This window comes from Rugamonas sp. FW305-51 (genome assembly GCF_058786935.1).
On record NZ_JBYSZG010000063.1, the window covers coordinates 1 to 24315 of the forward strand.

23 protein-coding genes are annotated in these 24315 nt (G+C 67.6%); 9 read left to right on the forward strand and 14 right to left on the reverse strand.

Going from position 1 to position 24315, the window contains the following annotated elements:
• Positions 1–256: 256 nt before the first annotated feature.
• Together pdxH and AC3WOS_RS26280 are read left to right on the forward strand one after the other, a co-directional pair.
• Positions 257–1435, forward strand: coding sequence for a pyridoxamine 5'-phosphate oxidase (pdxH, locus tag AC3WOS_RS26275; RefSeq protein WP_492719970.1), 1179 nt, complete (start codon positions 257–259; stop codon positions 1433–1435).
• Positions 1436–1536: 101 nt separating this feature from the next.
• On the forward strand, positions 1537–2802 hold the full coding sequence (locus AC3WOS_RS26280; RefSeq protein WP_492719972.1) for a class I SAM-dependent methyltransferase: 1266 nt from the start codon (positions 1537–1539) through the stop codon (positions 2800–2802).
• Here AC3WOS_RS26280 and AC3WOS_RS26285 read toward each other — a convergent pair.
• Genes AC3WOS_RS26285 through msrA form a run of 3 tightly spaced genes read right to left on the reverse strand, consistent with a single transcriptional unit; the run spans position 2751 to position 6720 of the window.
• Positions 2751–5090, reverse strand: a complete 2340-nt coding sequence (locus AC3WOS_RS26285) for an ATP-binding protein (RefSeq protein ID WP_492719974.1) — start codon at positions 5088–5090, stop codon at positions 2751–2753. The genes AC3WOS_RS26280 and AC3WOS_RS26285 overlap by 52 nt on opposite strands.
• A 13-nt stretch (positions 5091–5103) precedes the next feature.
• Positions 5104–6147 carry an HD domain-containing phosphohydrolase gene (locus tag AC3WOS_RS26290; protein ID WP_492719976.1) on the reverse strand — a complete coding sequence of 348 codons (1044 nt, stop codon included), beginning with the start codon at positions 6145–6147 and terminating at the stop codon, positions 5104–5106.
• 21 nt (positions 6148–6168) lie between these two features.
• A complete protein-coding gene (msrA, locus tag AC3WOS_RS26295; RefSeq protein WP_492719978.1) occupies positions 6169–6720 on the reverse strand; it encodes a peptide-methionine (S)-S-oxide reductase MsrA in 552 nt (183 codons plus the stop codon).
• Positions 6721–6859: 139 nt separating this feature from the next.
• On the opposite strand from msrA, the gene AC3WOS_RS26300 reads away from it, so the two are divergent.
• Entirely contained in the window at positions 6860–7363 is a 504-nt protein-coding gene (locus AC3WOS_RS26300; protein ID WP_492719980.1) for a flavin reductase family protein, read from the forward strand.
• A 162-nt stretch (positions 7364–7525) separates the two neighbouring features.
• Here the strand turns inward: AC3WOS_RS26300 and AC3WOS_RS26305 are convergent, their stop codons facing one another.
• The 10 genes from AC3WOS_RS26305 to AC3WOS_RS26350 form a co-directional block, all read right to left on the reverse strand.
• Positions 7526–9082, reverse strand: coding sequence for a lipase family protein (locus AC3WOS_RS26305; RefSeq protein ID WP_492719982.1), 1557 nt, complete (start codon positions 9080–9082; stop codon positions 7526–7528).
• A gap of 82 nt (positions 9083–9164) precedes the next feature.
• Complete coding sequence (locus AC3WOS_RS26310) at positions 9165–10688, reverse strand: alpha/beta hydrolase family protein (protein WP_492719984.1); 1524 nt, start codon at positions 10686–10688, stop codon at positions 9165–9167.
• A 71-nt stretch (positions 10689–10759) separates the two neighbouring features.
• Positions 10760–11788 carry an L-threonylcarbamoyladenylate synthase gene (locus tag AC3WOS_RS26315; protein WP_492719985.1) on the reverse strand — a complete coding sequence of 343 codons (1029 nt, stop codon included), beginning with the start codon at positions 11786–11788 and terminating at the stop codon, positions 10760–10762.
• A gap of 82 nt (positions 11789–11870) precedes the next feature.
• Positions 11871–12752 carry a phosphoribosylaminoimidazolesuccinocarboxamide synthase gene (locus AC3WOS_RS26320; RefSeq protein ID WP_492719987.1) on the reverse strand — a complete coding sequence of 294 codons (882 nt, stop codon included), beginning with the start codon at positions 12750–12752 and terminating at the stop codon, positions 11871–11873.
• Between the two features lie 82 nt (positions 12753–12834).
• Complete coding sequence (gene purE, locus AC3WOS_RS26325; protein ID WP_492719989.1) at positions 12835–13329, reverse strand: 5-(carboxyamino)imidazole ribonucleotide mutase; 495 nt, start codon at positions 13327–13329, stop codon at positions 12835–12837.
• 57 nt (positions 13330–13386) lie between these two features.
• On the reverse strand, positions 13387–14451 hold the full coding sequence (gene fba / locus AC3WOS_RS26330; RefSeq protein ID WP_492719991.1) for a class II fructose-bisphosphate aldolase: 1065 nt from the start codon (positions 14449–14451) through the stop codon (positions 13387–13389).
• Positions 14452–14551: 100 nt separating this feature from the next.
• Positions 14552–16000, reverse strand: coding sequence for a pyruvate kinase (gene pyk, locus AC3WOS_RS26335; protein WP_492719993.1), 1449 nt, complete (start codon positions 15998–16000; stop codon positions 14552–14554).
• A 207-nt stretch (positions 16001–16207) separates the two neighbouring features.
• A complete protein-coding gene (locus AC3WOS_RS26340) occupies positions 16208–17422 on the reverse strand; it encodes a phosphoglycerate kinase (RefSeq protein WP_492719995.1) in 1215 nt (404 codons plus the stop codon).
• Positions 17423–17490: 68 nt separating this feature from the next.
• Positions 17491–17823, reverse strand: a complete 333-nt coding sequence (locus AC3WOS_RS26345) for an AzlD domain-containing protein (RefSeq protein ID WP_182156616.1) — start codon at positions 17821–17823, stop codon at positions 17491–17493.
• Positions 17823–18557: an AzlC family ABC transporter permease gene (locus tag AC3WOS_RS26350; RefSeq protein WP_492719997.1), complete on the reverse strand. Its 735-nt coding sequence runs from the start codon at positions 18555–18557 to the stop codon at positions 17823–17825. Before AC3WOS_RS26350 ends, AC3WOS_RS26345 begins: the two co-directional genes overlap by 1 nt.
• A 293-nt stretch (positions 18558–18850) precedes the next feature.
• Between AC3WOS_RS26350 and AC3WOS_RS26355 the strand changes: the two genes are divergently transcribed.
• The 4 genes from AC3WOS_RS26355 to AC3WOS_RS26370 are packed head-to-tail and all read left to right on the forward strand — an operon-like array spanning position 18851 to position 21216.
• Positions 18851–19054, forward strand: a complete 204-nt coding sequence (locus AC3WOS_RS26355) for a zinc-finger domain-containing protein (protein ID WP_492719999.1) — start codon at positions 18851–18853, stop codon at positions 19052–19054.
• Between the two features lie 27 nt (positions 19055–19081).
• The gene (locus AC3WOS_RS26360) at positions 19082–19504 is read left to right on the forward strand and encodes a YybH family protein (protein WP_492720001.1); all 423 of its coding nucleotides are present in this window, start codon (positions 19082–19084) and stop codon (positions 19502–19504) included.
• A gap of 6 nt (positions 19505–19510) precedes the next feature.
• Positions 19511–20500 carry a YheT family hydrolase gene (locus tag AC3WOS_RS26365; protein WP_492720003.1) on the forward strand — a complete coding sequence of 330 codons (990 nt, stop codon included), beginning with the start codon at positions 19511–19513 and terminating at the stop codon, positions 20498–20500.
• Positions 20501–20508: 8 nt separating this feature from the next.
• On the forward strand, positions 20509–21216 hold the full coding sequence (locus tag AC3WOS_RS26370; RefSeq protein ID WP_492720004.1) for a DUF2946 family protein: 708 nt from the start codon (positions 20509–20511) through the stop codon (positions 21214–21216).
• A gap of 180 nt (positions 21217–21396) precedes the next feature.
• Here the strand turns inward: AC3WOS_RS26370 and AC3WOS_RS26375 are convergent, their stop codons facing one another.
• The gene (locus tag AC3WOS_RS26375) at positions 21397–23004 is read right to left on the reverse strand and encodes a M48 family metallopeptidase (protein ID WP_492720021.1); all 1608 of its coding nucleotides are present in this window, start codon (positions 23002–23004) and stop codon (positions 21397–21399) included.
• A gap of 209 nt (positions 23005–23213) precedes the next feature.
• Here AC3WOS_RS26375 and moaC point away from each other — a divergent pair, with 209 nt between their 5' ends.
• Together moaC and AC3WOS_RS26385 are read left to right on the forward strand one after the other, a co-directional pair.
• A complete protein-coding gene (gene moaC, locus AC3WOS_RS26380) occupies positions 23214–23720 on the forward strand; it encodes a cyclic pyranopterin monophosphate synthase MoaC (protein WP_492720006.1) in 507 nt (168 codons plus the stop codon).
• 91 nt (positions 23721–23811) lie between these two features.
• Positions 23812–24015, forward strand: a complete 204-nt coding sequence (locus AC3WOS_RS26385) for a hypothetical protein (protein ID WP_492720007.1) — start codon at positions 23812–23814, stop codon at positions 24013–24015.
• Positions 24016–24315: the final 300 nt, after the last annotated feature.

Sequence of the window (24315 nt, forward strand, 5' to 3'; positions counted from 1 at the left end):
CACCCCGCCCACCCCGATCACGCAGATGTGGGCGCTGCGGAAGCGGGCCAGCGCGGCGTCCCCGTACAGGCGGGCGATACCGCCGAAGCGGCGCTCGAAATCGACCTCGTCGCCAATAATTGGCATGCTATTGATATCGGTACTGTTCATCCCGCCATTTTAACGGACGCGCTGGCAAAAATATTTTAGAATGCTTTAGTTGGCAGCCAGTCAACTCCTGCCGACCTCCCTCCACGCGCTTTTTCCGAGACCATCCATGAGCAATTCCCTGATCGATACCGCGCCCGATTTCAACCAGCCGATCGCTGTCCTCAAACACTGCCACGATCGCATCCGCAAGCAACTGCAAACCCTGCAGAACCTGCTGGGCCACCTGCCCCAGCATGGCGCCGACACGGCGGCCCAGAAGGCGGCCCAGGCCGTGCTGAAGTATTTCGACCACGCCGCCCACATGCACCACGCCGACGAAGAGCAGGACTTGATGCCCATGCTGCAGGCCACCGCGCGCGGCGCCGACGCCGCCCTGCTGGCGGCCGTGGTGCCCGGCATCCTGGCCGATCACGAGCGCATGGATGGGGAATGGGCTATACTAAAAGCACAACTTGACAAGATTGCCAACGGTCTGGATACGGCCCTGTCCGTGCAGGACGTGACCCGTTTCAGCGAAGCCTACGCGGCCCACATGCTGACGGAAGAAAACCAGATCGCGCCCATGGCCAAACGCCTGTTCACCGACGAACAGATGGAATTGCTGGGCCAGGCGATGCAGCGCCGGCGCGGCATCGTGCCCACCAGCGCGCAGACGCTGGCCGACTTGCGGCTCGATTACGGCCTGGCCAGCCTGAGCGAAGAGGACGTGCTGGACAACCCGATTGCGCAGTTTTCCAAGTGGTTCGACGAAGCGCTCAACGCCCAGGTCAACGAACCGAACGCGATGAGCGTGTCGACGGTCGATGCGGACGGCAAGCCGACGTCGCGCATCGTGCTCATCAAGCAGTACGATGAGCGCGGCTTTACGTGGTACACCAACTACGACAGCCAGAAAGGCCAGCAGCTGGCCGCCAATCCGAACGCGGCGCTGCTGTTCTTCTGGAGCGAGGTGGAACGCCAGGTACGCATCGAAGGCCGGGTGGAGAAGACGTCGCCCGAGGAAAGCGACAAATATTTCTACAGCCGGCCCGTAAAGAGCCAGCTGGCCGCGCTGGCCTCGCAGCAGAGCGCGCCCATCGGCAGCCGGGCGCAGATGGAGGAAAACTATGAAGCCGTGGCCCAGGCCCAAGGCGAGCAGCCCAAGCGTCCCGACTACTGGGGCGGCTACCGCCTGGTGCCGGAGCGCATCGAGTTCTGGCAAGGCCGCCGCTCGCGCTTCCACGACCGCATCGTCTACGTGCGCCAGCCCGACGGCACCTGGCTGAAGCAGCGCCTGCAGCCCTGATCCCGCCCCCGGCGGGGGACTGCGCACTGCGGGCCGGCCAGTCGGACTGACCTTGTTTCTGAACCTGGGGCGGCGGCGCCGTCCCTCACCCGGAGGCTATCGTGTTCCTGCAAAACCGACTCAGCAGCTGGATCGCCGCGATCCGCCAGCAAATCGCCCTGCCCTTGCGCATCGAACTGTGGAACGGGCAGCGCATCGACTTTTCCCCCGATGCGCCGCGGGTGACGATACGCCTGCCACGCGCCTCGGCCGCACGCTACCTGCTCACGCCGTCGCTGTCCAACCTGGGCACGGCCTATGTGGAAGGGGCGATCGAGGTCAAGGGCAAGGCGCGCGACATGATCGCCGTCGTCAACGCCCTGGCCCGCACCACCCTCAAGGCCGAGGGCAAGTTCGCCCGCATCGTGCGCAGCATGCGCCACGACCGCGACAAGGATGCCGAGGCCATCCGCTACCACTACGACGTGTCCAACGAGTTCTACCAGCAGTTCCTGGACCCCAACATGGTCTATTCCTGCGCCTATTTCGAAACGGGCGAGGAAGACCTGGCCACAGCCCAGCTCAACAAGATCGACCACATCCTGGCCAAGATCGCGCTGCAGCCGGGCCAGCGCCTGCTCGACATCGGCTGCGGCTGGGGCGCCCTCGTGATCCGGGCGGCGCAGCGCTACGGCGCCCGCTGCGTCGGCATCACGCTGTCAGAAAACCAGTACGCGCTGGCGCGCGAGCGGGTGCGGGCGGCGGGGCTGGAACACCTGGTCGACATCCGGCTGCAGGACTACCGCGACGTGGTGGGCCAATTCGACCGCATCACCAGCGTGGGCATGTTCGAGCATGTGGGCGTGCGCCACTTGCCGGCCTATTTCGCCACCATCCGCACCCTGCTGGCCGACGACGGCCTGGCCATGAACCACGGCATCACCAGCACCGATCCCGACAACGGCGAGACGCCCTACGGCGGCGGCGAATTCATCCAGAAATACGTGTTCCCGCACGGCGAACTGGCGCACCTGGGCCAGGTGCTCAAGGCCATGCAGCAGGGCCAGCTGGAGGCCTACGACGTGGAGAACCTGCGCCGCCATTACGCCCGCACCTGCGCCCTGTGGACGGAAAATTTCGAGGCCCGCGCCGAACGGGTGCGGGCCTTGGGCGGCGACAAGCGTTTCCGCATCTGGCACGTGTACCTGGCCGGTTGCAGCTATGCCTTCGAACAGGATTTGATCAGCCTGTACCAGATCGTGTGCGGCAAGGCGGGCCGCTCCGCGGCGGCCCTGCCGTGGTCGCGCCGCTACATGTATGGGGCGCCCGCTGCCGTTCAGCCCGCATTGGGCGCGGCGCCGGCCACCACTGTCCTGAGCGCGTCGTAGACCTGGTCCAGGATGGGTTCCAACCGGGCCGCCGCGGCCAGGGCCGGGGCCAGGTTTGTGCCTGTGCCGACGCCTATGCCGACGCCTGCGCCGGCGCCTGTTCCTGCGTCACCACCGCTGGCGCCACCGCCCGCCCGCAGGCTGGCCGACAGCTGCTCGGCCGCCGCCAGCGCCCGCGCCGCGCCGAAATTGACCAGCACACCTTTCAGGCTGTGCACGGCCCGTGCACTGCGCTCGGCGTCGCCGGCCGCCAGCGCCGCCGTCAGCTCCTGCCACAGCAGGGGGCCGTCGGCCAGGAACAGCACGGCCAGTTCCTGCAGCAAGTCGGCGTCGCCGTCGAGCCGCTGCAGGGCGGCGCGCCAGTCCAGCACCAGTTGCGCCGGCTGCGGCCGGTAGCGGGCCAGCATCCCGGCCAGGGCCGCGCTATCGACCGGCTTGGCCAGGTAATCGTCCATGCCCGCCTCCAGGCAGCGTTCGCGGTCGCCCGCCATGGCGCGCGCCGTCATGGCGATGATGGGCACGTGGCCCCCCTGGTTCAGCTCGCGGTGGCGGATCTGGCGCGTGGCGGCCAGCCCGTCCAGGCCCGGCATCTGCACATCCATCAAGATCAGGTCGTAGGTTTCGCGCGCCGTGCGTTCGAGCACGGTCAGGCCATTGTCGGCCAGCGTCACGCGGTGGCCCAGCTTTTCCAGCAGCCGCAGGGCCAGCCGCTGGTTGACGGGATTGTCCTCGGCCAGCAGCACGCGCAGGCCGTCGCCGTCCGGCCCGGCCACGGGCGGCGGCTCGGGATCGGCCCCTAACGGGTCGGGCCGCGGCACCTGCACCCGCGGCGGCGGCAACGGCGCCACCAGCGCCACGCCCGTGTGCCTGAGCGGCACGGTGAAGCTGAAGGTGCTGCCCTGCCCCGGCACGCTGTCCACCTCCAGCTGGCCCTGCATCAAAATCACGAGACGGCGGCAGATGGCCAGGCCCAGGCCCGTTCCGCCGTACTGGCGCGTGGTCGAGCCGTCCACCTGGGCGAACGCTTCGAAGATCATGGCCTGCTTTTCCGGCGCCACGCCGATGCCCGTGTCGCGCACGGCGAAGCGGATCTCGCTGCGGTCGTCATGCTCGCGCGCGACGGACAGGGCCACCGTCACGCTGCCGTCGGCCGTGAACTTGATGGCATTGCCCACCAGGTTGATGAGCACCTGGCGCAGCCGGCCCGGGTCGCCCTTGACGATGCGCGGCAGTTCGGGCGGCAGCGCGCAGTCCAGCGCCAGCCCTTTCTGGCGCGCCCGCAAGCCCATGGCGCGCACCGTGTCGGCCACCAGCTGGCGCAGGTCGAACGGCACTTCCTCGATATCGAGCTTGCCCGCCTCGATCTTGGAAAAGTCCAGGATGTCGTCCACGATGTGCAGCAGGGCGTGGGCCGACGCTTGCACCAGCGCCAGGTCGGCCCGCTGCGCGGGTGTGAGGTCCGACTCCAGCACCAGTTCCGTCATGCCCAGGATACCGTTCATGGGAGTGCGGATTTCGTGGCTCATGTTGGCCAGGAATTCGCTCTTGGCCCGGCTGGCCGCCTCGGCCGATTCCACGGCCCGCTGCATGGCCTGGCGCGCGGCGCGCTGCTCGCTGATGTCGATGAAGTAGCCCAGCATGTAGGCCTGGTCGCCGCTGCGGAGCACGTTGCGGCTGACCAGTACGTCCACCGGCGGGTCGAAGCCGGCCAGGCGGCGCTCGCTGGTGACCATGCGCCCGCTGTTCCACGCCAGTTCATCCTCCGCCCGGGTCAGCTCGGCCCAGCGGGGCGAGGCGAAGTCGTCCACCGTGCGGCCCAGGATTTCCACCCGCGAGCGCTGGGTCAGCTCCTCGAAGCGGCGGTTAAAGCGCAGGAAGCGCCCTTCCCGGTCCTTGAGGAAGATGGGGATGGGCAGCTGGTCGAGGATCTGCTCCGTCAGCGCCTGCTGGCCGCCGGCCTGCTCGGCCTCGCGCTGGGCGTCCAGGTCGAGCGCGCGGCGCGCGGCCCGCTTGTCGCGCCAGGTGCCCACGTTGCCGCGCTGCTGGCGGTTTTCCTTGCGCAGCAAAGCGTTGGCCTGGCGCAGCCGTTCGGCCTCCGCTTCCAGCTCGCGCAGGCGCGGTTCGATGCCGGGGTCGGCCCGTTCGGCCTGGGCGATCAAGGTCAGCAGGCCGTTAGCCAGCGTGGTCTCGCCGATGGCCCGCAGGTCGGCCAGGCGCTGCTGCATTTCCCCGTCGTCGGCCGCGTTCAGGGCGCGCCGTACCAGCTGGACCAGGCGTTCGTACTGCATGGATGCCGCCGGCTCAGGCCGGCTTCCTTTCGTCCCGGTAGCGGGCGCGGATTTCCTCCACCTCGCGCCAGCGCCGCAGCAGCGCTTGCACGCACTGGGGGTCGAAGTGGGTGGCGCAGTTATCCTCCAGGTGCTGGCGCGCCGCCGCCATGGTCCAGGCCTGCTTGTAGGGGCGCACGCTGGTGAGGGCGTCGAACACGTCGGCCACGGCCACGATGCGGCCCACCAGCGGAATCGCCTCGCCGGCCAGGCCGTTGGGATAGCCGGCGCCGTCGTAGCGCTCGTGGTGGCTGAGGGCGATCTGGGCCGCCAGCTGCAGCATGGGCGCCTGGCAATCCTTAAGGATCTGGTAGCCGATCACGGCATGCTGGCGCATGATGGTCATTTCGTCCGGGTCGAGCCGGCCCGGCTTGAGCAGGATGTGGTCGGGCGTGCCCACCTTGCCGATGTCGTGCATGGGGGCCGCGTTGAGGATGTCTTGCTGCTGCTCCAGCGGCAGGCCCAGCTCGGCTGCGATCAGGCACGAGTAGCGGGCCATGCGCTGGATGTGGGCGCCCGTCTCCGGGTCGCGGTATTCGGAGGCGCGGCACAGCAGCAAGATGGTTTCCTGCTCGCGCGCGCGCAGTTCGGCCGTGGCCTTGCTCACTTCCTCGGCCAGCCAGCTGGCCCGGTGCTGCAGGCTCACGGTGGCGCGCCGCAGGGCCAGCATGTTGCGGGTGCGGGCCAGGAACTCGACCTTGTCGATGGGCTTGATGAGGAAATCGCTGGCGCCGTTCTCCAGCGCCCGGTGCCGCACTTCCACGTCCATGCTGGCCGTGACCATCAGCACGGGCGGGCGCTCGCCGGGCGGCGCGGCCAGGCCGGCGATCAGTTCCAGCCCGTTCAGGTCGGGCATCATGTAGTCGACGATGAGCAGGTCGTAGGGATTGCTGTTGCACCAGGCCAGCGCCTCGCGGGCCGACTGGAAGGTGACGGTGGCCACTCCGTCCAGCTTGTCGATCAGGCGCGACATGAGCACCAGATTGATGTGGGTATCGTCGACGATGACTACCTTCATGCCGGCTCCGCTGTGAGGGGGTTACTTGAGCCGCTCGCCATAGATCTTGCGGAACTTGGCCACCTTGGGCGCCACCACGAAGGCGCAATAGCCTTGCAGCGGATGCTGGCGGAAGTAGTCCTGGTGGTAGTCCTCGGCCTTGTAGTAGGGCTGGGCCGGCGACAGTTCCGTCACGATGGGCGCATCCCACACGTGGGCCATGGCCGCGATCACCTGGCGCGCCGTCGCTTCCTGCTGCGGCGACTGGAAGTAGATCACGGAGCGGTACTGGGTGCCCACGTCATTGCCCTGGCGGTTCAGCGTGGTGGGGTCGTGGATGGTAAAGAAGATCTCCAGCAGGTCGCGGTAGGCGATCACGGCCGGGTCGAATTCCACCTTCACCACTTCCGCGTGGCCCGTGGTGCCGCTGCACACCTGCTCGTAAGTGGGATCGGGCTGGGCGCCGCCCGTGTAGCCGGACTCCACGCGCAGCACGCCGCGCACCTCCAGGTACACCGCTTCCAGGCACCAGAAACATCCCCCTCCCAGCACCGCCGTTTCCGTCGCGGCGGCCGCCCCCGTATTGCTCGTCATGACATCCCCTGCTCGTCGGCTGTTCGATGAGACTCACTGTAACGCAAACGGCGGGGCCGCGCACCTATTACAGGAAATGGCGCGATTCCGCTGGCCCCTGTGATTCTTTGGCATAATGACGGAAAGACACAGGCTTTCTATGAATACTCGCTCCCCGCGCGCCCCGGCGCCCACGTTCGACACCGGTCACTTCCGCCAGGCGCTGGGCCAGTTCGCCACCGGCGTCACCGTCATCACCACCCGGCTGGCCGACGGCTCGTTCCGTGGCCTGACGGCCAGTTCCTTCAATTCCGTCTCGCTGGCGCCGCCGCTGGTGCTGTGGAGCCTGGGCACGGCCGCCAACAGCATGCCCATCTTCAGCGGCAATTCCCACTACGTGATCAACGTGCTGGCGGCCGACCAGGCCCACCTGGCCAAGCTGTTTTCCACCCGCGGCGACTATCCGTGGGACGCGGTGCCGTACGAACTGTCGCGCACGGGACAGCCCATCCTCACGGGCGCCTGCGCGTGGTTTGAGTGCCACAACCGCAGCCGTTATCCGGAAGGCGATCATGTGATTTTCGTGGGCGAAGTGGAGCATTGCGAACTGACGCCGCGCGCCCCGCTCATCTTCCACGGCGGCCAGTTCCGCAGCCTGGCCTGAGACGGACCGCCCGAACCGAATTCCCCCCAGCTTACGCCGGCACGCACCGCAGCCCGCCAGAGCAGGAACCCCGCCAGTTGCGCCGCAACTAGCGGGGTTCAGTCCGTCCGGGGCGGGTGCGCCCGGCCGCCCGGGCAGGCCGGACGCCGTCGGCGCAACGCACTAGCGGTTCAGCCTGGCCTGGAAGAAGTCGCGCGTGGCGCGCATGCAGAACGGGGCCACCAGGCCGGCGTGGTAGCTGTCGCGGACGGCCTGGTCGCCCGACAGCCGGCCCAGCAGCGACTTGGCGGCCTGGAATGCCAGCCGGGTGGTGCCGTAGGCGTCGACCAGGTTGCCGCTTTCGAGATCGAGCAGCGTCAGGCTGGACGGCGGCACGCCATGGGCCGCGAAGTAGTCGGCCGTGGCGCTGGCGTTCTGGAACGGCACCAGCGGATCCTGGGCCCCGCCGCACAGCAGCATGGGCACGGCCGGCGTGTAGCTGCGCAAGTCGTTTTTCACCAGCCACTTGCGCAGCGTGTGCGCGGGCGCGCAGTTGAGCGGGTCGGCGCTGCTGGCGCCGCACGGGTGGCTGGCCACGTCGGCCAGGTAGCCGTCACGGTAGCTGGTCTTGATCAGGTTGCCGGCCCCGAAGAAGCTGGCATAGCCGTCCGCCTGCGGCAGGGAATCCTTGGCGAACAGCACGTCGTTGGGCAGGCGGCCCGCCGCCACCAGCTCGCCCAGGCTGGCGGTGCCGGGCAGCAGGTCGGCGATGCCGGCCGCGTAAGGCGCTTCATAGATGTCGCTGGTGCTCGTGTACAGGCCGGCGTTGGCGTGCTGGCCGGCATTGATCAGCATGGGCAGGAAACCGCTGGACCCTTGCGTGGGCTTGCCGCCGAAGATGGCGTCGCCGAACTGGGCCAGCGCGTACGGCCCCGACATGGGGGCGGCGGCCGTCACCGCGAATTCGCCGGCGTACCCCGTCTGCATGGCACGCTGGGTGGCCAGGGCCACGTAGCCGCCTTGCGAGTAGCCGGTCAGCACCAGCTGGTCGGCCGGATGGGCGCCGATGATGGCGAATACCTTGCGCGCGGCCCGCAGGCCATCGACCATGTCGCTCGCTTGCTGGCCGGCGTCCAGGTAGGCATGATAGGGCAGCGTGGAGCCGGCGTAGCCCGCGTAATCGGGCGCCACCACGATGTAGCCCTGGGCCGCGTACATGGCCGCCACCAGGCGCGGCTCCATGGCCGACAGGTCGCTCATGTCGGTGCGCTTGAGGACGGAGGTGCCGTGGGCGTACAGCAGCACGGGACGGTTGCCCTGGCAAGCGCTGTCGGTGCCGGACGGCACCATGATGGCGGTGGCCGCGTCCGTGTCTTCGCCGGCGCTGCCCACCGTGTGGTATTTCAGCGTGAAGGTGGTGATGGCGCAGGTCGGATTGCCGGTGATGGTGGTGCTGTTCTTCTGGGCCGCTTCCAGCAGCTGGCTCAGCGCCGCCGGCTGCAGCGTGGTGACGCTGGCGCCGTTGACGGTGACGGGCACCACGGCCGCGCTGCCGATCAGGGTGCCGCGCAAGCTGACGGGCGGCGTTACCACGCCGCCGCCGGCAGTCTGGCCGCTGCCGCCGCCCCCGCCGCCGCAGGCCGTCAGCAGGGCCAACAACAGCGCCGGCAGGGCGGCATGGGTAAGGCCGGTGCGGACACGGCGGGCAGGACGGACAGCGGGCGAAGTCGGGTGGCGCATGGCACTCCTAGCGAGGGTCGGGACGGCCGGGCGTCCATTATATGTCGGCCGGCAACCCCAGTAGCATAGCAGAAAGGCAAAATTAACGCCCTGACATCCTGAAAAATTCCCGCGCCGCCATCAGGCAGTACTGGGCCACCAGCCGGCCGTGGTAATTGTCCAGCACCGCCTTGTCGGGATCGCGGTCGTGGGCGGCCGCGTCGGCCCGGGCCCGTTGGACGGCCTGGGTGAAACCGCCGCGGATGTCCTGGTAGGCGTCGGGCGCGGCCGCCTCCAGGTCCAACAGCTGGGGCGCCACGCCGTGGGCGGCGAAGTAATCATGGGCGGCGCTGGCGTTGGCGAACGGCACCACCGGGTCGCGCTGGCCGCCGCACAGCAGCAGCGGCGTACGGGGCTGGTAGCTGCGCAAGTCGTTCTTCTGCAGCCATTGGCGCAGCCGGTTGGCGCTGCGGCAGGCCAGCGGCTGGGCCGGGTCGGTGCCGCAGGGGTGGGCCGCCACGTCCTGCAGGTAAGCCTTGCGGTAGCTGGTGCGCACCAGGTTGCTGTCGGCGAAATGGGTGGACGCGCCCTCCCCCTGCGGCTGGGCGTCGCCGGCGAACAGGGCGCCGGCCGGCAGCTTGCCAGCCTTGATCAGGTCGTCCATGCGCTGGGTGGCCGGCAGCACCGTCTCGATGCCGTCCGCGTACGGTTCCTCGTACAGCTCGGCCGGCGAAGTGTAGAGCGTGGCGCCGGACTTCTGCCCGGCCGTCGTCAGCAGCGGCAGGTAGGCCGTGATGCCCACGTTGGGACGGCCGCTGAAGATGTCGTCGGCCATCTGCAGCAGCGCGTAGGGGCCCGACAGGCCGGCCGTGGCCGTGACCTGGAATTCGCTGCCGTAGCGGTCCTGCATGGCGCGCTGGGTGGCCAGGGCCACGAAGCCGCCCTGCGAATAGCCGGTCACGAACAGCTTGGACGAGGGCTGCATGCCCAGCCGCGGCAAGGCGGCGCGCGCCGCGCGCAGGGCGTCGGCCATGTCGCCGGCCTGCTGCTCCGCGTTCAGGTAGGGATGGTAAGGCAGGGACGAGGTGCCATAGCCGGCATAGTCGGGCGCCACCACGATGTAGCCCTGGGCCACGAACATGGCGGCCACCAGGCGCGCTTCGCCGTTCAGGCGGGCCATGCTGAAATTGCGGTCGAGCACGGTGCCGTGGGCATACAGCAGCACGGGACGGGGCCCCATGCAGCGCTGGTCGTCGCCGCCGGGCAGCATGAGCACGCCGCCCGTGTCGGTGGCCTCGCCGCGGCCGCCGCCCGTTTCATAGCGCATCTTGTAGACGGTGATGCTGCACAGCGGTTCGCCGGCGATGGCCATCAGCACTCCGCCCTGGGCCCGCTTGAGGACGATGCTCAGGGTGGCCGGCTCCAGGCTGTCCACGCTGGCGCCGCCGCCCACGGGGATGGGCACCAGGGTGGGACCGTCGAGCAAGGTGCCCGCTGGCGGCGCGGGAGGCGCCGCCGCCGTGCCGGGCGCGCTGTCGGCGGCCGCGGCCAGGCCGGCCGCCAGGGCCAGCGCCGCCACGGCGGCACGCAACACGGTGGTGAGCGGGACGATGGGGAACGTGCACATGGCGGCCTCCTGTGATGTCAGGCGCGCCGTGGGCCGTTCGTATCAAAAAAACAAGGTCGACGGGCTTGGTATCAAGCGCGCAGGAACCTCTCAACAATACCAGAAGATCCGAATGCTGCGCGCCGCAATCGATCATTTACCCCCAGCCAGCGCAACTCTTGTGGCGGCGCTTCGACCAGGATCAAATCGGCGCCGCTCAGGTCCAGCTGGCGCAGGGCCGCGTACAGGCCATAGGCATAGCCCACCGGTTCGGCCGGCAGGCGCACGCAGGGCCCGTTGCCGGCCGCGACCGAGCAGGCGATCAGGGCCACCTTGCGGCCCAGCCCTTCGAGCCGGGCCAGCGTGGCCGGCAACGCGTCCGGCGCCAGCATGGCCACCGGGGTGTGGGGCGCGTAGTGCGACTCGAGCGTGCCGGAGGCGCGCGGCGCGCTGTGGTCGGGCAAGCCCGGCTGCTGGCCGATGACGTCGGCGATCTGCTGGGCGCTGATGTGGCCGGGCCGCAGCAGCACGGGGCCGTGCGTGGCCAGGCGCGACAGGTCGACGATGGTCGATTCGATGCCGACCGCGCTGGCGCCACCGTCGAGCACGGCGCCCAGCAGCGGTTCGGCGCCGAACTCGTCGCGTACGTGCTGGGCCGTGGTGGGGCTGACCTGGCCGAACTTGTTGGCCGACGGCGCGGCCAGCCCGCCCTTGCCGCCCTTGAAGGCGCGCAACAGGGCGATGGCCACCGGATGCGACGGGCAGCGCAGGCCCACCGTATCCTGGCCGCCGGAGACGGCGTCGGGGATGTGGCTGGCGCGCTTGAGGATCAGCGTCAACGGGCCGGGCCAGAAAGCGGCCACCAGCTGGCGCGCCTGTTGCGGGATGTCGGTCACCCAGTAATCGAGGTCGGCGCCGGGCGCCACGTGCACGATCACGGGATGGTCGTTGGGCCGGCCCTTGGCCTGGTAGATGCGGGCCACGGCGGCCGGATTTTCCGCGTCGGCGCCCAGGCCGTACACGGTTTCGGTGGGGAAAGCGACCAGGCCGCCCGATTCAAGTATCCTGGCGGCCTGGTCGATTTCCGCCTGGGGCGCGGCGGCCCCGTCGGAATGATTCATTTTATTTCACTCGTTGTGCCGGGCCGGCGGCCCGGACGGCGCGCCCCCGCGGCTCAAGGCGGCGGGGGCGGCACTTACATCATTACTGGGTCAGCAGGCGCAGCGCTTCGGCGTACTTGGCCGAGGTCTGGTCCAGCACGTCCTGCGGCACGCGCGGGGCGGGCGCCTTCTTGTTCCAGGGCTGGCTTTCCAGCCAGTCGCGCACGAACTGCTTGTCGAACGATTCGGGCGACTTGCCCACCTGGTAAGTGGCCATGGGCCAGAAACGCGACGAATCGGGCGTCAGGATTTCGTCGATCAGGTGCACGGTGCCGTTGGCATCGAGGCCGAACTCGAACTTGGTGTCGGCGATGATGATGCCGCGCGTGGCCGCGTATTCCGCTGCCAGCGTGTACAGCTTGATGGCCGCTTCCTTGACCTGGCGCGCGATGTCGGCGCCGACGATTTTTTCCGCTTCGGCGTAGGAGATGTTCTCGTCATGGGCGCCGGCCGGGGCCTTGGTCGATGGCGTAAACAGCACTTCGGGCAGCTTCTGCGCTTCCTGCAGGCCGGCTGGCAGGGCGATGCCGCAGATGGCGCCCGTCTTCTGGTAATCCTTCCAGCCGGAGCCGATGATGTAACCGCGCACGATCGCTTCGATACCCAGCGGGGTGAACTTCTTGACGACGATGGCGCGTCCGTCCACCTGGTCGCGCTCTTCCGGCGCCACCACCGTGACGGGGTCGATACCGGTCTCGTGGTTAGGCATCAGATCGCCGAATTTCTTGAACCAGAAGTTGGACATTTCGGTGAGCATCTTGCCCTTGTTCGGGATCGGATCGTCGAGGATCACGTCGAACGCGGACAGGCGGTCGGTTTGCACCACCAGCAGCTTGTCGTCACCGACTGCATAGATGTCGCGCACTTTGCCGCGATGCAGGAAGGGCAGCGATTTCAGGTTTGTTTCAAGGATACCAGCCATCATAATTCCTAACGTAGAGATGAACGGCCTATGCGGCCGTCGTAAAAGCGGCCTATGCGGCCGCGGAGTACTTACCAGTTACAACTTACAGCTGCGGCAGCACCGAACCACGGACCTTGTCGGCCTGGGTCACGCGGAAGTTGCGCAGCTTGGTCTTCAGTTCCAGGTCGTTCAGCGCCAGCACCGATACCACGGCCAGCGCAGCGTTGGCCGCGCCCGATTCGCCGATGGCCAGCGTGGCCACGGGGATGCCCTTGGGCATCTGCACGGTCGACAGCAGCGAGTCCAGGCCCTTCAGGTATTTGGACGGAATCGGCACGCCATACACGGGCAGGATGGTGGACGCTGCCACCACGCCAGCCAGGTGGGCGGCGGCGCCGGCGCCGGCGATGAACGCTTGCGCGCCACGCGACTCCATGTCGGCCAGCCATGCTTCCAGCTCTTTCGGGGTACGGTGCGCCGACAGCGCGCGCGCTTCATAGGAAACGCCGAAATCCTTGCAGATCTGGGCCGCCTCTTTCATGATGTCCCAATCCGAGGTGGAACCCATGACGATACCGACTAACGTTTTTTCAGACATTTTACTCACTCAACGATAAACGGCGCCGCCGCCGGATGCGGCAGCGCCTGGATGGAATTACTTGACGACCTGGGCCAGGCTGCCGGCGGCGTAGCGCTCGGCCATCTTTTCCAGTGCGATCGGCTTGATCTTGGCGGCCTGGCCTTCGCAGCCGAACGCCAGGAAGCGGGCCTTGCAGATATCCATGGCCGCCTGGCGGGCTGGCTTGAGGAAGTCGCGCGGGTCGAACTTGGACGGGTTCTCGAACAGGTACTTGCGCACGGCGGCCGTCATGGCCAGGCGGATGTCGGTGTCGATGTTGATCTTGCGTACGCCGTGACGGATGCCTTCCTGGATCTCTTCGACCGGCACGCCGTAGGTTTCCTTCATGTCGCCGCCGAACTGGCGGATGATGGCCAGCAGTTCCTGCGGCACGGACGAGGAACCGTGCATCACCAGGTGGGTGTTGGGGATGCGGGCGTGGATTTCCTTGATGCGGTCGATGGCCAGGATGTCGCCGGTGGGCTGGCGCGAGAACTTGTAGGCGCCGTGCGAGGTGCCGATGGCGATGGCCAGCGCGTCGCACTGGGTGCGGGCCACGAAGTCGGCGGCCTGGGCCACGTCGGTCAGCAGCTGTTCGCGCGTCATGGTGCCGTCGGCGCCGTGGCCGTCTTCCTTGTCGCCCTTCATGGTTTCGAGCGAGCCGAGCACGCCCAGTTCCGCTTCCACCGTGACGCCGATGGCGTGCGAGAACTTGACCACTTCACGCGACACTTCCACGTTGTACTCGTAGGAGGCGACCGACTTGCCGTCCGCTTCCAGCGAACCGTCCATCATCACCGAGGTGAAGCCGGAGCGGATCGCGGCCTGGCACACGGCCGGCGACTGGCCGTGGTCCTGGTGCATGACGACGGGGATGTGGGGATAGGCTTCCACGGCCGCGTCGATCAGGTGGCGCAGGAACGCTTCGCCGGCATATTTGCGGGCGCCGGCCGATGCTTGCATGATCACGGGGCTGCCGACGGCGTCGGCGGCGGCCATGATGGCTTGCACTTGCTCCAGATTGTTGACGTTGAACGCAGGCAGGCCATAACCGTTTTCGGCGGCATGGTCCAGCAGTTGACGCATGGATACGAGAGACATGGTAAATACTCCAACTTATAGAAAAACTGTGTCGGCCACCTGGCCGTCCCGCACCCCCGGCAAGACACACGGGGCGGCGGCCGGTGGGCCTGAATCCTGATTAATCGAATGCTCCGACCTTGACGATCTTGAGCGCATTGGTGCCGCCGATCTGGCCCATCGGTTCGCCCCAGGTGACGACGATCATGTCGCCCTTCTTGGCCACGCCGGCGGCGATCATCATGTCCTCGGCCTGTTTCAGCACGATGGCGCTGTCGCCCTTGGGCACCAGTTGCCAGGCGCGCACGTTGCGGTACAGCGCGGCCTTGCGCTGGGTGGTCACGCTGGGCGTGAGGGCGTAGATCGGGGTGTCGATGCTGTGGCGGCTCATCCACAGCGCCGTCGAGCCCGACTCCGTCAGCGCCACGATGGCCTTGACCCGCAGGTGGTGGGCCGTAAACAGGGCGCCGTAGGCGATCGACTGGTCGATGCGGGTGAAGGTGGCATCCAGGAAGTCCGCGTCCAGCTTGTTGTATTCGGACTGCTCGGCCTGTTCGCAGATGGCGGCCATCATCTCCACCGTTTCGACCGGGTACTTGCCGGACGCCGTCTCGGCCGACGTCATCACGGCGTCGGTCCCGTCCAGCACCGCGTTGGCCACGTCCGACACTTCGGCGCGGGTGGGCACGGCGTTGAAGATCATCGACTCCATCATCTGGGTGGCCGTGATGGCCAGCTTGTTCGCTTCGCGCGCCATGCGGATCATGCGCTTTTGCAGGGCCGGCACCGCCGCGTTGCCCACTTCCACCGCCAGGTCGCCGCGCGCCACCATGATGCCGTCGGAGGCGCCCAGGATTTCCTGCAGCACGGGGATCGCTTCGGCCCGCTCGATCTTGGCGATCATCATGGGCTTGTGGCCGTACGGCTCGCCGGCGATGTTGGCCAGCTGGCGCGCCATCTCCATGTCGGTCGCGCTTTTTGGGAAGGAAATGGCCAGGTAGTCGGCCTGGAAGCTCATGGCCGTCTTGATGTCTTCCATGTCCTTGGCCGTCAGGGCCGGCGCCGTCAAGCCGCCGCCCTGGCGGTTGATGCCCTTGTTGTTGGACAGCTCGCCGCCGATCTTGACGGTGGTGAAGATCTCGTGGGCGACGATCTTGTCGACGACGAGCACGATCAGCCCGTCGTTGAGCAACAGCAGGTCGCCCGGGTGCAGGTCGCGCGGCAAGGCCTTGTAGTCCAGCCCCACCCGTTCCTGGTTGCCCAGTTCGCCATTCTCGCCCCACTTGGCGTCGAGGATGAACTTGTCGCCGTTGGCCAGCTCGATCTTGTTGTTTTCAAATTTGCCGACCCGGATCTTGGGGCCCTGCATGTCGGCCATGATGGCCACTTCGCGTCCGCATTCGGCCGCCGCGTCGCGCACCAGGCGGGCGCGGTCGATGTGATCCTGCGCCTTGCCGTGGGAGAAATTGAGGCGCACCACGTCGACCCCGGCCCGTATCATCTTGACCAGGATGTTGAAGTCGGTGGAGGCGGGGCCTATCGTTGCGACGATTTTGGTACCACGGGACATAGGGTTCCTTGAGCGTTGGGTCGGGCGGACGGCCCGGGGGATCGCCCCGGGCCGGGAAAACGGTGCGGCCGCGGCGGCTGGCGCCGCGCCGTGTTGCTGTACTGCTTGTTGCCGTCAGCTGCTACCGTACTGCTACCTTACTGCTGCCGAATTGCTACCGAATTGCTACCTTCGTGCTGAAGTGCTGCTGGTGGACGACGTGCCGCCTTACTTGGCGTGACGGTCGACCAGGATCTGCACGGCCGGCAGGGTCTTGCCTTCCAGGAATTCCAGGAAGGCGCCGCCACCGGTCGAGATATAGCCAATTTTATCGGTAATGTCGTACTTTGCAATCGCCGCCAGCGTGTCGCCGCCGCCGGCGATGGAGAATGCCTTGGAGCCGGCGATGGCCAGCGCCAGCGTCTTGGTGCCTTCGCCGAACTGGTCGAACTCGAACACGCCGACCGGGCCGTTCCACACCACGGTGCCGGCCGCGCCGATCTGGGCCGCCAGGGTGGCGGCCGTCTGCGGGCCGATGTCGAGGATCATGTCGTCGTCGGCCACGTCGGCCACGGCCTTGATGGTGGCGGCGGCCGTGGGCGAGAATTCCTTGGCGCATACCACGTCGACGGGAATCGGTACTTGCGCGCCGCGGGCCGCCATCATGTCGATGATGGCCTTCGCTTCACCCACCAGGTCCGCTTCCACCAGCGACTTGCCCACGTTCAGGCCGACGGCCTTCATGAAGGTGTTGGCGATGCCGCCGCCGACGATCAGGTTATCCACCTTCTCGGCCAGCGCCTTCAGGATCGACAGCTTGGACGATACCTTGGAGCCGGCCACGATGGCCAGCAGCGGACGGGCCGGGGCGCCCAGGGCCTTGCCCAGCGCATCCAGTTCGGCCGCCAGCAGGGGGCCGGCGCACACGATGGGGGCGAACTTGGCGATGCCGTGGGTGGACGCTTCGGCGCGGTGGGCCGTGCCGAACGCGTCGTTGACGTAGACGTCGCACAGGGCGGCCATCTTTTGCGCCAGTTCGTCGCTGTTCTTCTTCTCGCCTTTATTGACGCGCACGTTTTCCAGCAGCACCACCTGGCCCGCTTGCAGGTTCTCGAGGCCGGCGCCGTCGACCCAGTTCTGTTTCAGTTCCACGCCCTGGCCCAGCAGCTCGGCCAGGCGGGCCGCGACGGGCGCCAGGCTGTCTTCCGGCTTGAACTCGCCTTCCGTGGGGCGGCCCAGGTGGGACGTGACCATCACCTTGGCGCCGGCGGCGAGCGCGGCGCGGATGGCCGGCACGGAGGCGCGGATGCGGGTGTCTTCCGTGATACGGCCGGCATCATCTTGCGGCACGTTCAGATCGGCACGGATAAAGACGCGTTTGCCGCGCAGCGCATCGGACGCGACGAGGTCTTGCAGGCGGAGGAAGTTCAGAACAGCTTGCATGGCTACCCAAGGAAGAAAGTTGAAAGAAAGACCGCTATTTTACCGCAAGGCCGCGGCCGGAAATCCGTTTATGAAAACACGTGCAACAATCGCAGGGCCGTAAAACTGCCCATGCCGAACACGATGGTTTGCAACATATTGCGACGCAGCAAGTAAAACACGATGGCGGCAATGCCGGCCACCAGCTTCAGGTTGGCCGGCTCCAGCTGCAGCTGGCCATTGTTGAGCAACAAATCGGGGGCAATGATGGCCGCCAGCGCGCAGGCCGGCGCATAGCGCAGCATGTCCTGTACCCGGCGCGGGATGGTGATGTGGTGGCCGATCAGCCAGAACGAGCTGCGGGTGCAGGCCGTGGCCAGCGCCAGCGCCGCGATCGTGACCCAGATTTCCCAGTCAGCCATCATGACTCCTTCTTTTCAGTCAGTTCTTCCACCAGCATGGCGGCGGCCATGCCCAGCACCACGGCCGCCAGCAGGCCCAGCTTGTAGGGCAGGCCGGCCGCCAGCACGGCCACCACGCCGGCCACCAGCACCCCGCACAGGGCCGGGCGGCTGGCCACCAGCGGCACCGTGATGCAAATGATGGCCAGCGTGCCGGCAAAGCCCAGGCCCCACTCGGGCGGCACGGCGCTGCCCAGGAAGATGCCGGCGATGGAGCCCACCTGCCAGGCGGCCCAGTTCGGGTACAGCAAGCCTTTCAGATAGGACAGCTTGCCCACCTGGGGCGCTTCGTTCGGGTATTTTTGCAGGAACAGGGCCACCGTCATGTCGCCGGCCACATAGCCGAGCAGGAAGCGCTTGCGCAGCGGCAAGTTGGCGAAATGGGGCGCCAGCAGGGCGGAAAAGATCACGAAGCGCAGGTTGACCACCAGCGCCGTGGCGAAGATGACCCAGATCGGGGCATGGGCGGCGATCAGCGGCAGCGAGGCCAGCTGGGCCGAGCCGGCGAACACGACCAGCGTCATGGCCAGCGCCTGCGGCACCGTCAACCCCGTCTTGACCATGGCGATGCCCACCACCAGGCCCCAGGCGCCGATGCCGAACAGGGTCGGCATGCCCGTCTTCAAGCCTTCGCGCCAGGACGGCTCGTCATGCTCGGCGACGTAGGGGGTGGCGGCGCGGCTCAGTTCAGTCATGTGGTTTTCCCGCCACAGCAGCGGACGATGGACGGCCGGCGGCGCACGGCGGCCACGGCCGGGGGCGGCGTGACGGGCAGGGCGAAGGCGGTCGGCAGTGGTGCTGGTGGCGTCATATGGCGAGCCGCACGGGCGTTGTCCGAATGGAAACAGACGCGGGCGGCGCTGGAATAATGAAGGCGCTATTTTACCGATGAATTTTGTCCGCTGCGCGAATCCGTTAAAATCGGGGTTTGTTTGGCGGTTTCCAGCCGGGAGCCGTCGTGTCTTTTTGCCTCACGGAGAACCCGCAGATGACCCATGCTACCCCAACCGCCGCCAACGCAGTCGAGCTCGAAGGCAAAGATTTGCCGGCCCACTGCCCCAACCCGGCCATGCCGCTGTGGTCGTCCCATCCCCGCGTATTTCTCGAATTCAACCATGACGGCGTGGCCAAGTGCCCCTACTGCGGCACGGCCTACCGCCTCAAGCCGGGCACCGTCGTTTCGCACCACTGATCCCCCGTCCGCCGCCCCGGAGCCCGCATGAAACGTGCAAAACAGTTGAATGGCAGTGCCGCCGAAGTGGAAGCGGCGTTCTACGATGCGCTCAACCGGGCCGACGTCGATGCCCTGATGGCGCTGTGGGCGGACGACGAGGAGATCGTCTGCATCCATCCGGGCGGGCCGCGCCTGATCGGCCACGCGGCCATCCGCGAGGCCTGGAGCGCCATCCTCGAGCATGGCGGCCTGCACATCCTGCCGTCCCAGCTGCACGAAACCCATAACCTGATGAGCTCGGTCCACACGGTGATCGAGGGCACCACGGCCGCCACCGGCGAGCCGGCCCATCTGCTGGCCACCAACGTCTACGTCAAGACGCCGCGCGGCTGGCGCATCGTGCTGCACCATGCGTCGGTGGCGCCCGGTGCGGTGCCGGCCGAGGTGCCGGGCCAAGTCCTGCACTGAGAGGCCATGCGCTACCCTGCCCCACTGTGGCTGCCCAGCGGCCACCTGCAAACCATTTATCCGGCCGTATGCCTCGCCAAACCGGCCGTGGCGTTCCGGCGCGAACGGTGGGATGCGCCGGACGGCGACTTCATCGATGTCGACTTCGTGGACGGCCAGCCGGGCCAACCCTTCGTGGTGCTGTTCCATGGACTGGAAGGCTCGTCCGGCAGCCACTACGCACGGTCGCTGATGGCGGCCGTGGCGGCACGCGGCTGGTCCGGCGCCGTGCCCCATTTCCGCGGCTGCTCGGGCGAACCGAACCGGGCGCCCCGCTTCTACCATTCCGGCGACGCGCCCGAGATCGACTGGATCGTGCGCCGCCTGCACGGGCGCAGCAGCGGCAAGTTCTACGTGACCGGCGTCTCGCTGGGCGGCAACGCCCTGCTGCGCTGGCTGGGCGAGTGGCAGCACCAGGCCGACTTTGTGGACGCGGCCTGTTCCGTGTCGGCCCCGCTCGACCTGGCCCAGGGCGGGGTGGCGCTGTCGCGCGGCTTCAACCTGGTCTACACCCGCATGTTCCTGCGGACGCTCAAGCCCAAGTGCGAGGCCAAGCTCGAACAATTTCCCGGCCTGTTCGACCTGGACGCGCTGCGCGCCGCGCGCGACCTGTACGCCTTCGACAACGTGGTGACGGCACCCCTGCACGGCTACCGCGATACGGACGACTACTGGGACCGGGCCAGCGCCAGGCATGTGCTGGGCGACATCACCGTGCCCACCCTTGTGCTCAACGCGCAGAACGATCCCTTCCTGCCGGGCCGCCATTTGCCGCGCCGCGCCGCTGCCTGCGTGCAATTGGACTATCCTGAACATGGCGGCCACGTGGGCTTTGCCGTGGGCGGCGTGCCGGGGCGGCTGGACTGGCTGCCGCAACGGCTGCTGCATTTCCTCGAAGGCAAGAGCGGCCCTGTCGACAGCATGCAGCCGCAGCAGCCCGAGCACGCCACCAACTGAAAGCAATCATGGATGAGATCGTCAAGCAAGCAATGGCCAAGTGGCCCAACGTGCCCCATTGCTATGGCTGGCTGGCGCTGGACGCGCGCGGCCAATGGCGCATGCGCGACGAACGGGCCCAGCACCTGAACTTGCCCGGCGACAAGCTGCACCATGTGGCCCTGATCGCCTTCATCGCCCGCAACTACGGCTGCGACGAGCAGGGCCGCTGGTATTTCCAGAACGGTCCGCAGCGGGTCTACCTGAACCTGGAAGCGACGCCCTACATCGTGCGCACCGATCCGGCCCTGGGCTGGCGTTTGCACACGGGCGAGGCGCTGGGGCCGCTCGATGAAGTGCTGATGACGGAACAGGGCGAACTGATCTTGCGCAGCGGCGCCGTGCTGGCCCAGCTCGACGACCGCGACGGCGCCGAGGTGCTGGCCCGCCTGGTGTGGCCCGGCCATGCGGACGATGACGAGGCCTTGCTGGCGTGGCTGGAACGGGCTGGCGACGCGGCAGGCCAAGGTGGCGGCTTAGGTGGCGGCTTAGGTGGCGGCTTAGGTGGCGGCTTAGGTGGCGGCGCAGGTGCCGGCGACAGTGCCGGCGGCAAGGCCGGCAGCGACGACGCCGGTCCCTCCCTGCGCGACCGGGGCCAGCTGCTGCCCGTGCAGCGCGTGGCGCGCGCGGCGCTGGCGGCCCGCTACGGCTTTGTGCCCGTCCCGGCGCCTGACTGACGGCATTCCTGCGCCGCGACTCCCAGCGCTCCGGCCAGTATCGATCCAGCGCGTGCAGGAAGCGGTATCGCGTCCGTCCCGCTACGCCAGCGCGGTTCCCGCTTGCATGGGAAAAACAGGCAGCGCGACGGAACAGAGCGCCGTGGCTTGCCCGGCGATATCAGAGTTCTTATATATGCATCAAGGCCAGCTGCGCTGCGGCTGCATCAACGCTTCCACGCCGCGCGGTGCGGCACGCTGCGTGCCGGCCGCCGGCGCCAGCGCCGTGTGTACCTGTTCGGGCGCCGCCCTGGCTTCCTTCTTGCCCTTCTCGCCCAGCTCCTCGCGCCGGCGCGCCTGCAACTCCCGCTCGCGGGCGTCGATCACGGCCTGGTCGTAGAACGAGGCGTCAGGCGCCTTGCGGGCGATGCCCAGCTGGTCCAGCGCCGACAGCACGCCCCCCTGCAACACATATGATTCGGCCAGCGCCATGTGCTGCAAGGCCAGCTTGCCCTGCGCCGCATACGTCTTGGCCAGCAGGTCGTACAGGGCCGGCTCCTCGCGGTACAGCTGGACCTGGTCGCGCAGGTAGACCGCGGCCGGTTCCAGCTTGCCGGCCGCGATCATCGCTTCCGCGTACTGGCGCGCAATGCCGCGCGACAGGGGGAACTGCTGGTGCGCCGCGTCCGCCTCGGCCAGCGCCTGGGCGACCACGGCCGGATTCCTGGGCTGGGCCAGCTTGATCTCCAGCGCCGTGCTGACGAAGATGGCGTTGGGCGTGGTGGCCGGCGCCGCGCCATAGACGCCGGCCGGCGGCGGTTTGCTCATGCCGCCGCGCGCCTCGTCCAGCAAGCGCTGGGCGCTGGCCGTGTCGCCCTTCTTGAGGGCGACGAAGGCCAGGCCGTACTTGGCCGCCGCCACCTGCTGGCGGCCCTGCTGCTGAAGCTGGGTTTCAAAGAAGGCGGTGGCATCGGCCAGGCCCTGGGCCGACTCGTCCTGCAGCACGCGGGCCCGGGCCCGCACCAGGTGGAAGTCCAGGCTGTCCTGGCGCTGCTTGTAGGGCTGCTCGCGGATGCGGGCCTGGATGTCGGCGATACGCTCGCTGGTCAGCGGGTGGGTCTGCAGATAGGCCGGGATGGTGTCGCTGTAGGACCGGCTGGCCACCTGCAGGCGCTGGAAGAAAGCCACCATGCCGGTGGTATCGAAGCCGGCCGCGCCCATGATCTGGAAGCCGATGCGGTCGGCCTCGCGCTCGGCGTCGCGGCTGAAATTGAGCTGACGCTGGATGGCCAGGCCCTGGCCGCCCATGAACACGCCCATGGCCGCATCGCCGCCCGCCTTGGACGCCAGCGCCGCCAGCACGATGGCCGCCAGCGGGATCAGCGCGTCCTGGCGCTGCTGGCCCAGCGAACGGGCGATATGGCGCTGCACCACGTGGCCGATCTCGTGGCTCAGCACGGAGGCCAGCTCGGCCTCGCTCTGGGCCGCCAGCAGCAGGGCCGAATGGACGGCGATGAAGCCGCCCGGCAGCGCGAAGGCGTTGAGCTGGGGATCGCGCACGGCGAAGAAGTAATAGTCGAAGCTGGCCTCGCCGCGCGCGCCGGGCCGCGCCTCCACCAGCGCATTGCCGAACTGGTTCAGGTATTCGAGGATGGGCGCATCGTCGAGGAAATCGTGGTCGCGCCGGATGTCGCGCATGATTTCCTCGCCCAGCTTGCGCTCCATCAGGGGCGACAAGTCCTGGCGTTCCGTGTCGCCCAGGCTGGGCAGGTTGGGGATCTTGGCCGGTGGCAACGCCGTCTGCGCCATGCTCAACGGCAGCACGCACAGCAGCGCGACGGCCAGCAGGCGCAGCCGCGGTGTCCGGCGCGGCGGACGGTCCTGGGGAATGGGGAAGATTCGATCAGCGTTCACGGTGCTATCATACCCGCAACTGGCGCCCGCACGCAGCGGGCCAGCAACCGATTCCACCCATGACCGGCCGTCCCGCGCGCGGCCCTTACCACTGCAAGCTACCCATGACTACCAGCAAAACCACGCCCCCCGCCGACCAGCTGACCCACTTCGACGCCACCGGCCAGGCGCACATGGTCGATGTCGGCGCCAAACAGGAAACCCACCGCATCGCCGTGGCCAGCGGCACCATCCGCATGAAGCCGGAGACGCTGGCCATCATCCTGTCGGGCAGCGCCAAGAAAGGCGACGTGCTGGGCATCGCCCGCATCGCCGCCATCATGGGCGCCAAGCGCACCAGCGACCTGGTGCCCCTGTGCCACCCGCTGGCCCTGACCCGGGTCGCGGTGGACTTCGAGACGGACGAGGCCAACAGCGCCGTCCATTGCCGGGCCCAGGTGGAAACGTTCGGCAAGACGGGGGTGGAAATGGAAGCCCTGACGGCCGTCCAGGTGGGCCTGCTGACCGTGTACGACATGTGCAAGGCCGTGGACCGGGGCATGGTGATGGGCGAGATCCGCGTCATGGAAAAACACGGCGGCAAGTCGGGCGACTGGAGCGTGACGAGTTGAGGTACTTGTCCCGGAATTGATGCGCAGCCAAGGCGACGCCAAGCCGGAGATGCGCTACACTTGATCGCATCATTGAGCAAGGAGCTGCGCTATGACGGCCATCGTTCAGCATGAAGACGACCAGTCGCCCGATGTGACTGAGAAAAAAGTCACACAGAAAGAAAGGGCGATCGCGCGCGCGCGCGAACGTCGCGCGGAGGCGCTGCGCCGCGTTGCCGGTATCTGGTCCAAGCGCGAGGACATTCCCGCCGATGGCTTGGCCTATCAGCGTGAATTGAGGTCGGAATGGCGCTAGTCCTGTTCGACACGAACATACTCATAGATGCCCTCAAGGGCTACAGATTTGCAATCGAAGAGGGATTTCTTCATCCCGAACGTCCGCATTCCATATGAGCTGACCCCGACCGATCCTGTGCAGTTCATTAATATTGTTCCGCCACCCGGTCCAAGTCCAGCCCAGCCGCGTCATGACGATGACGACGTGGACATTTCTTAGTCAATTACTGCAGGCGTTCCGACCGGGCAGAATTCGTTATGGATAAGCACGACCGCATATCCGGCGACTGGAGCGTGACGAGCTGACGACGGCCTGGGT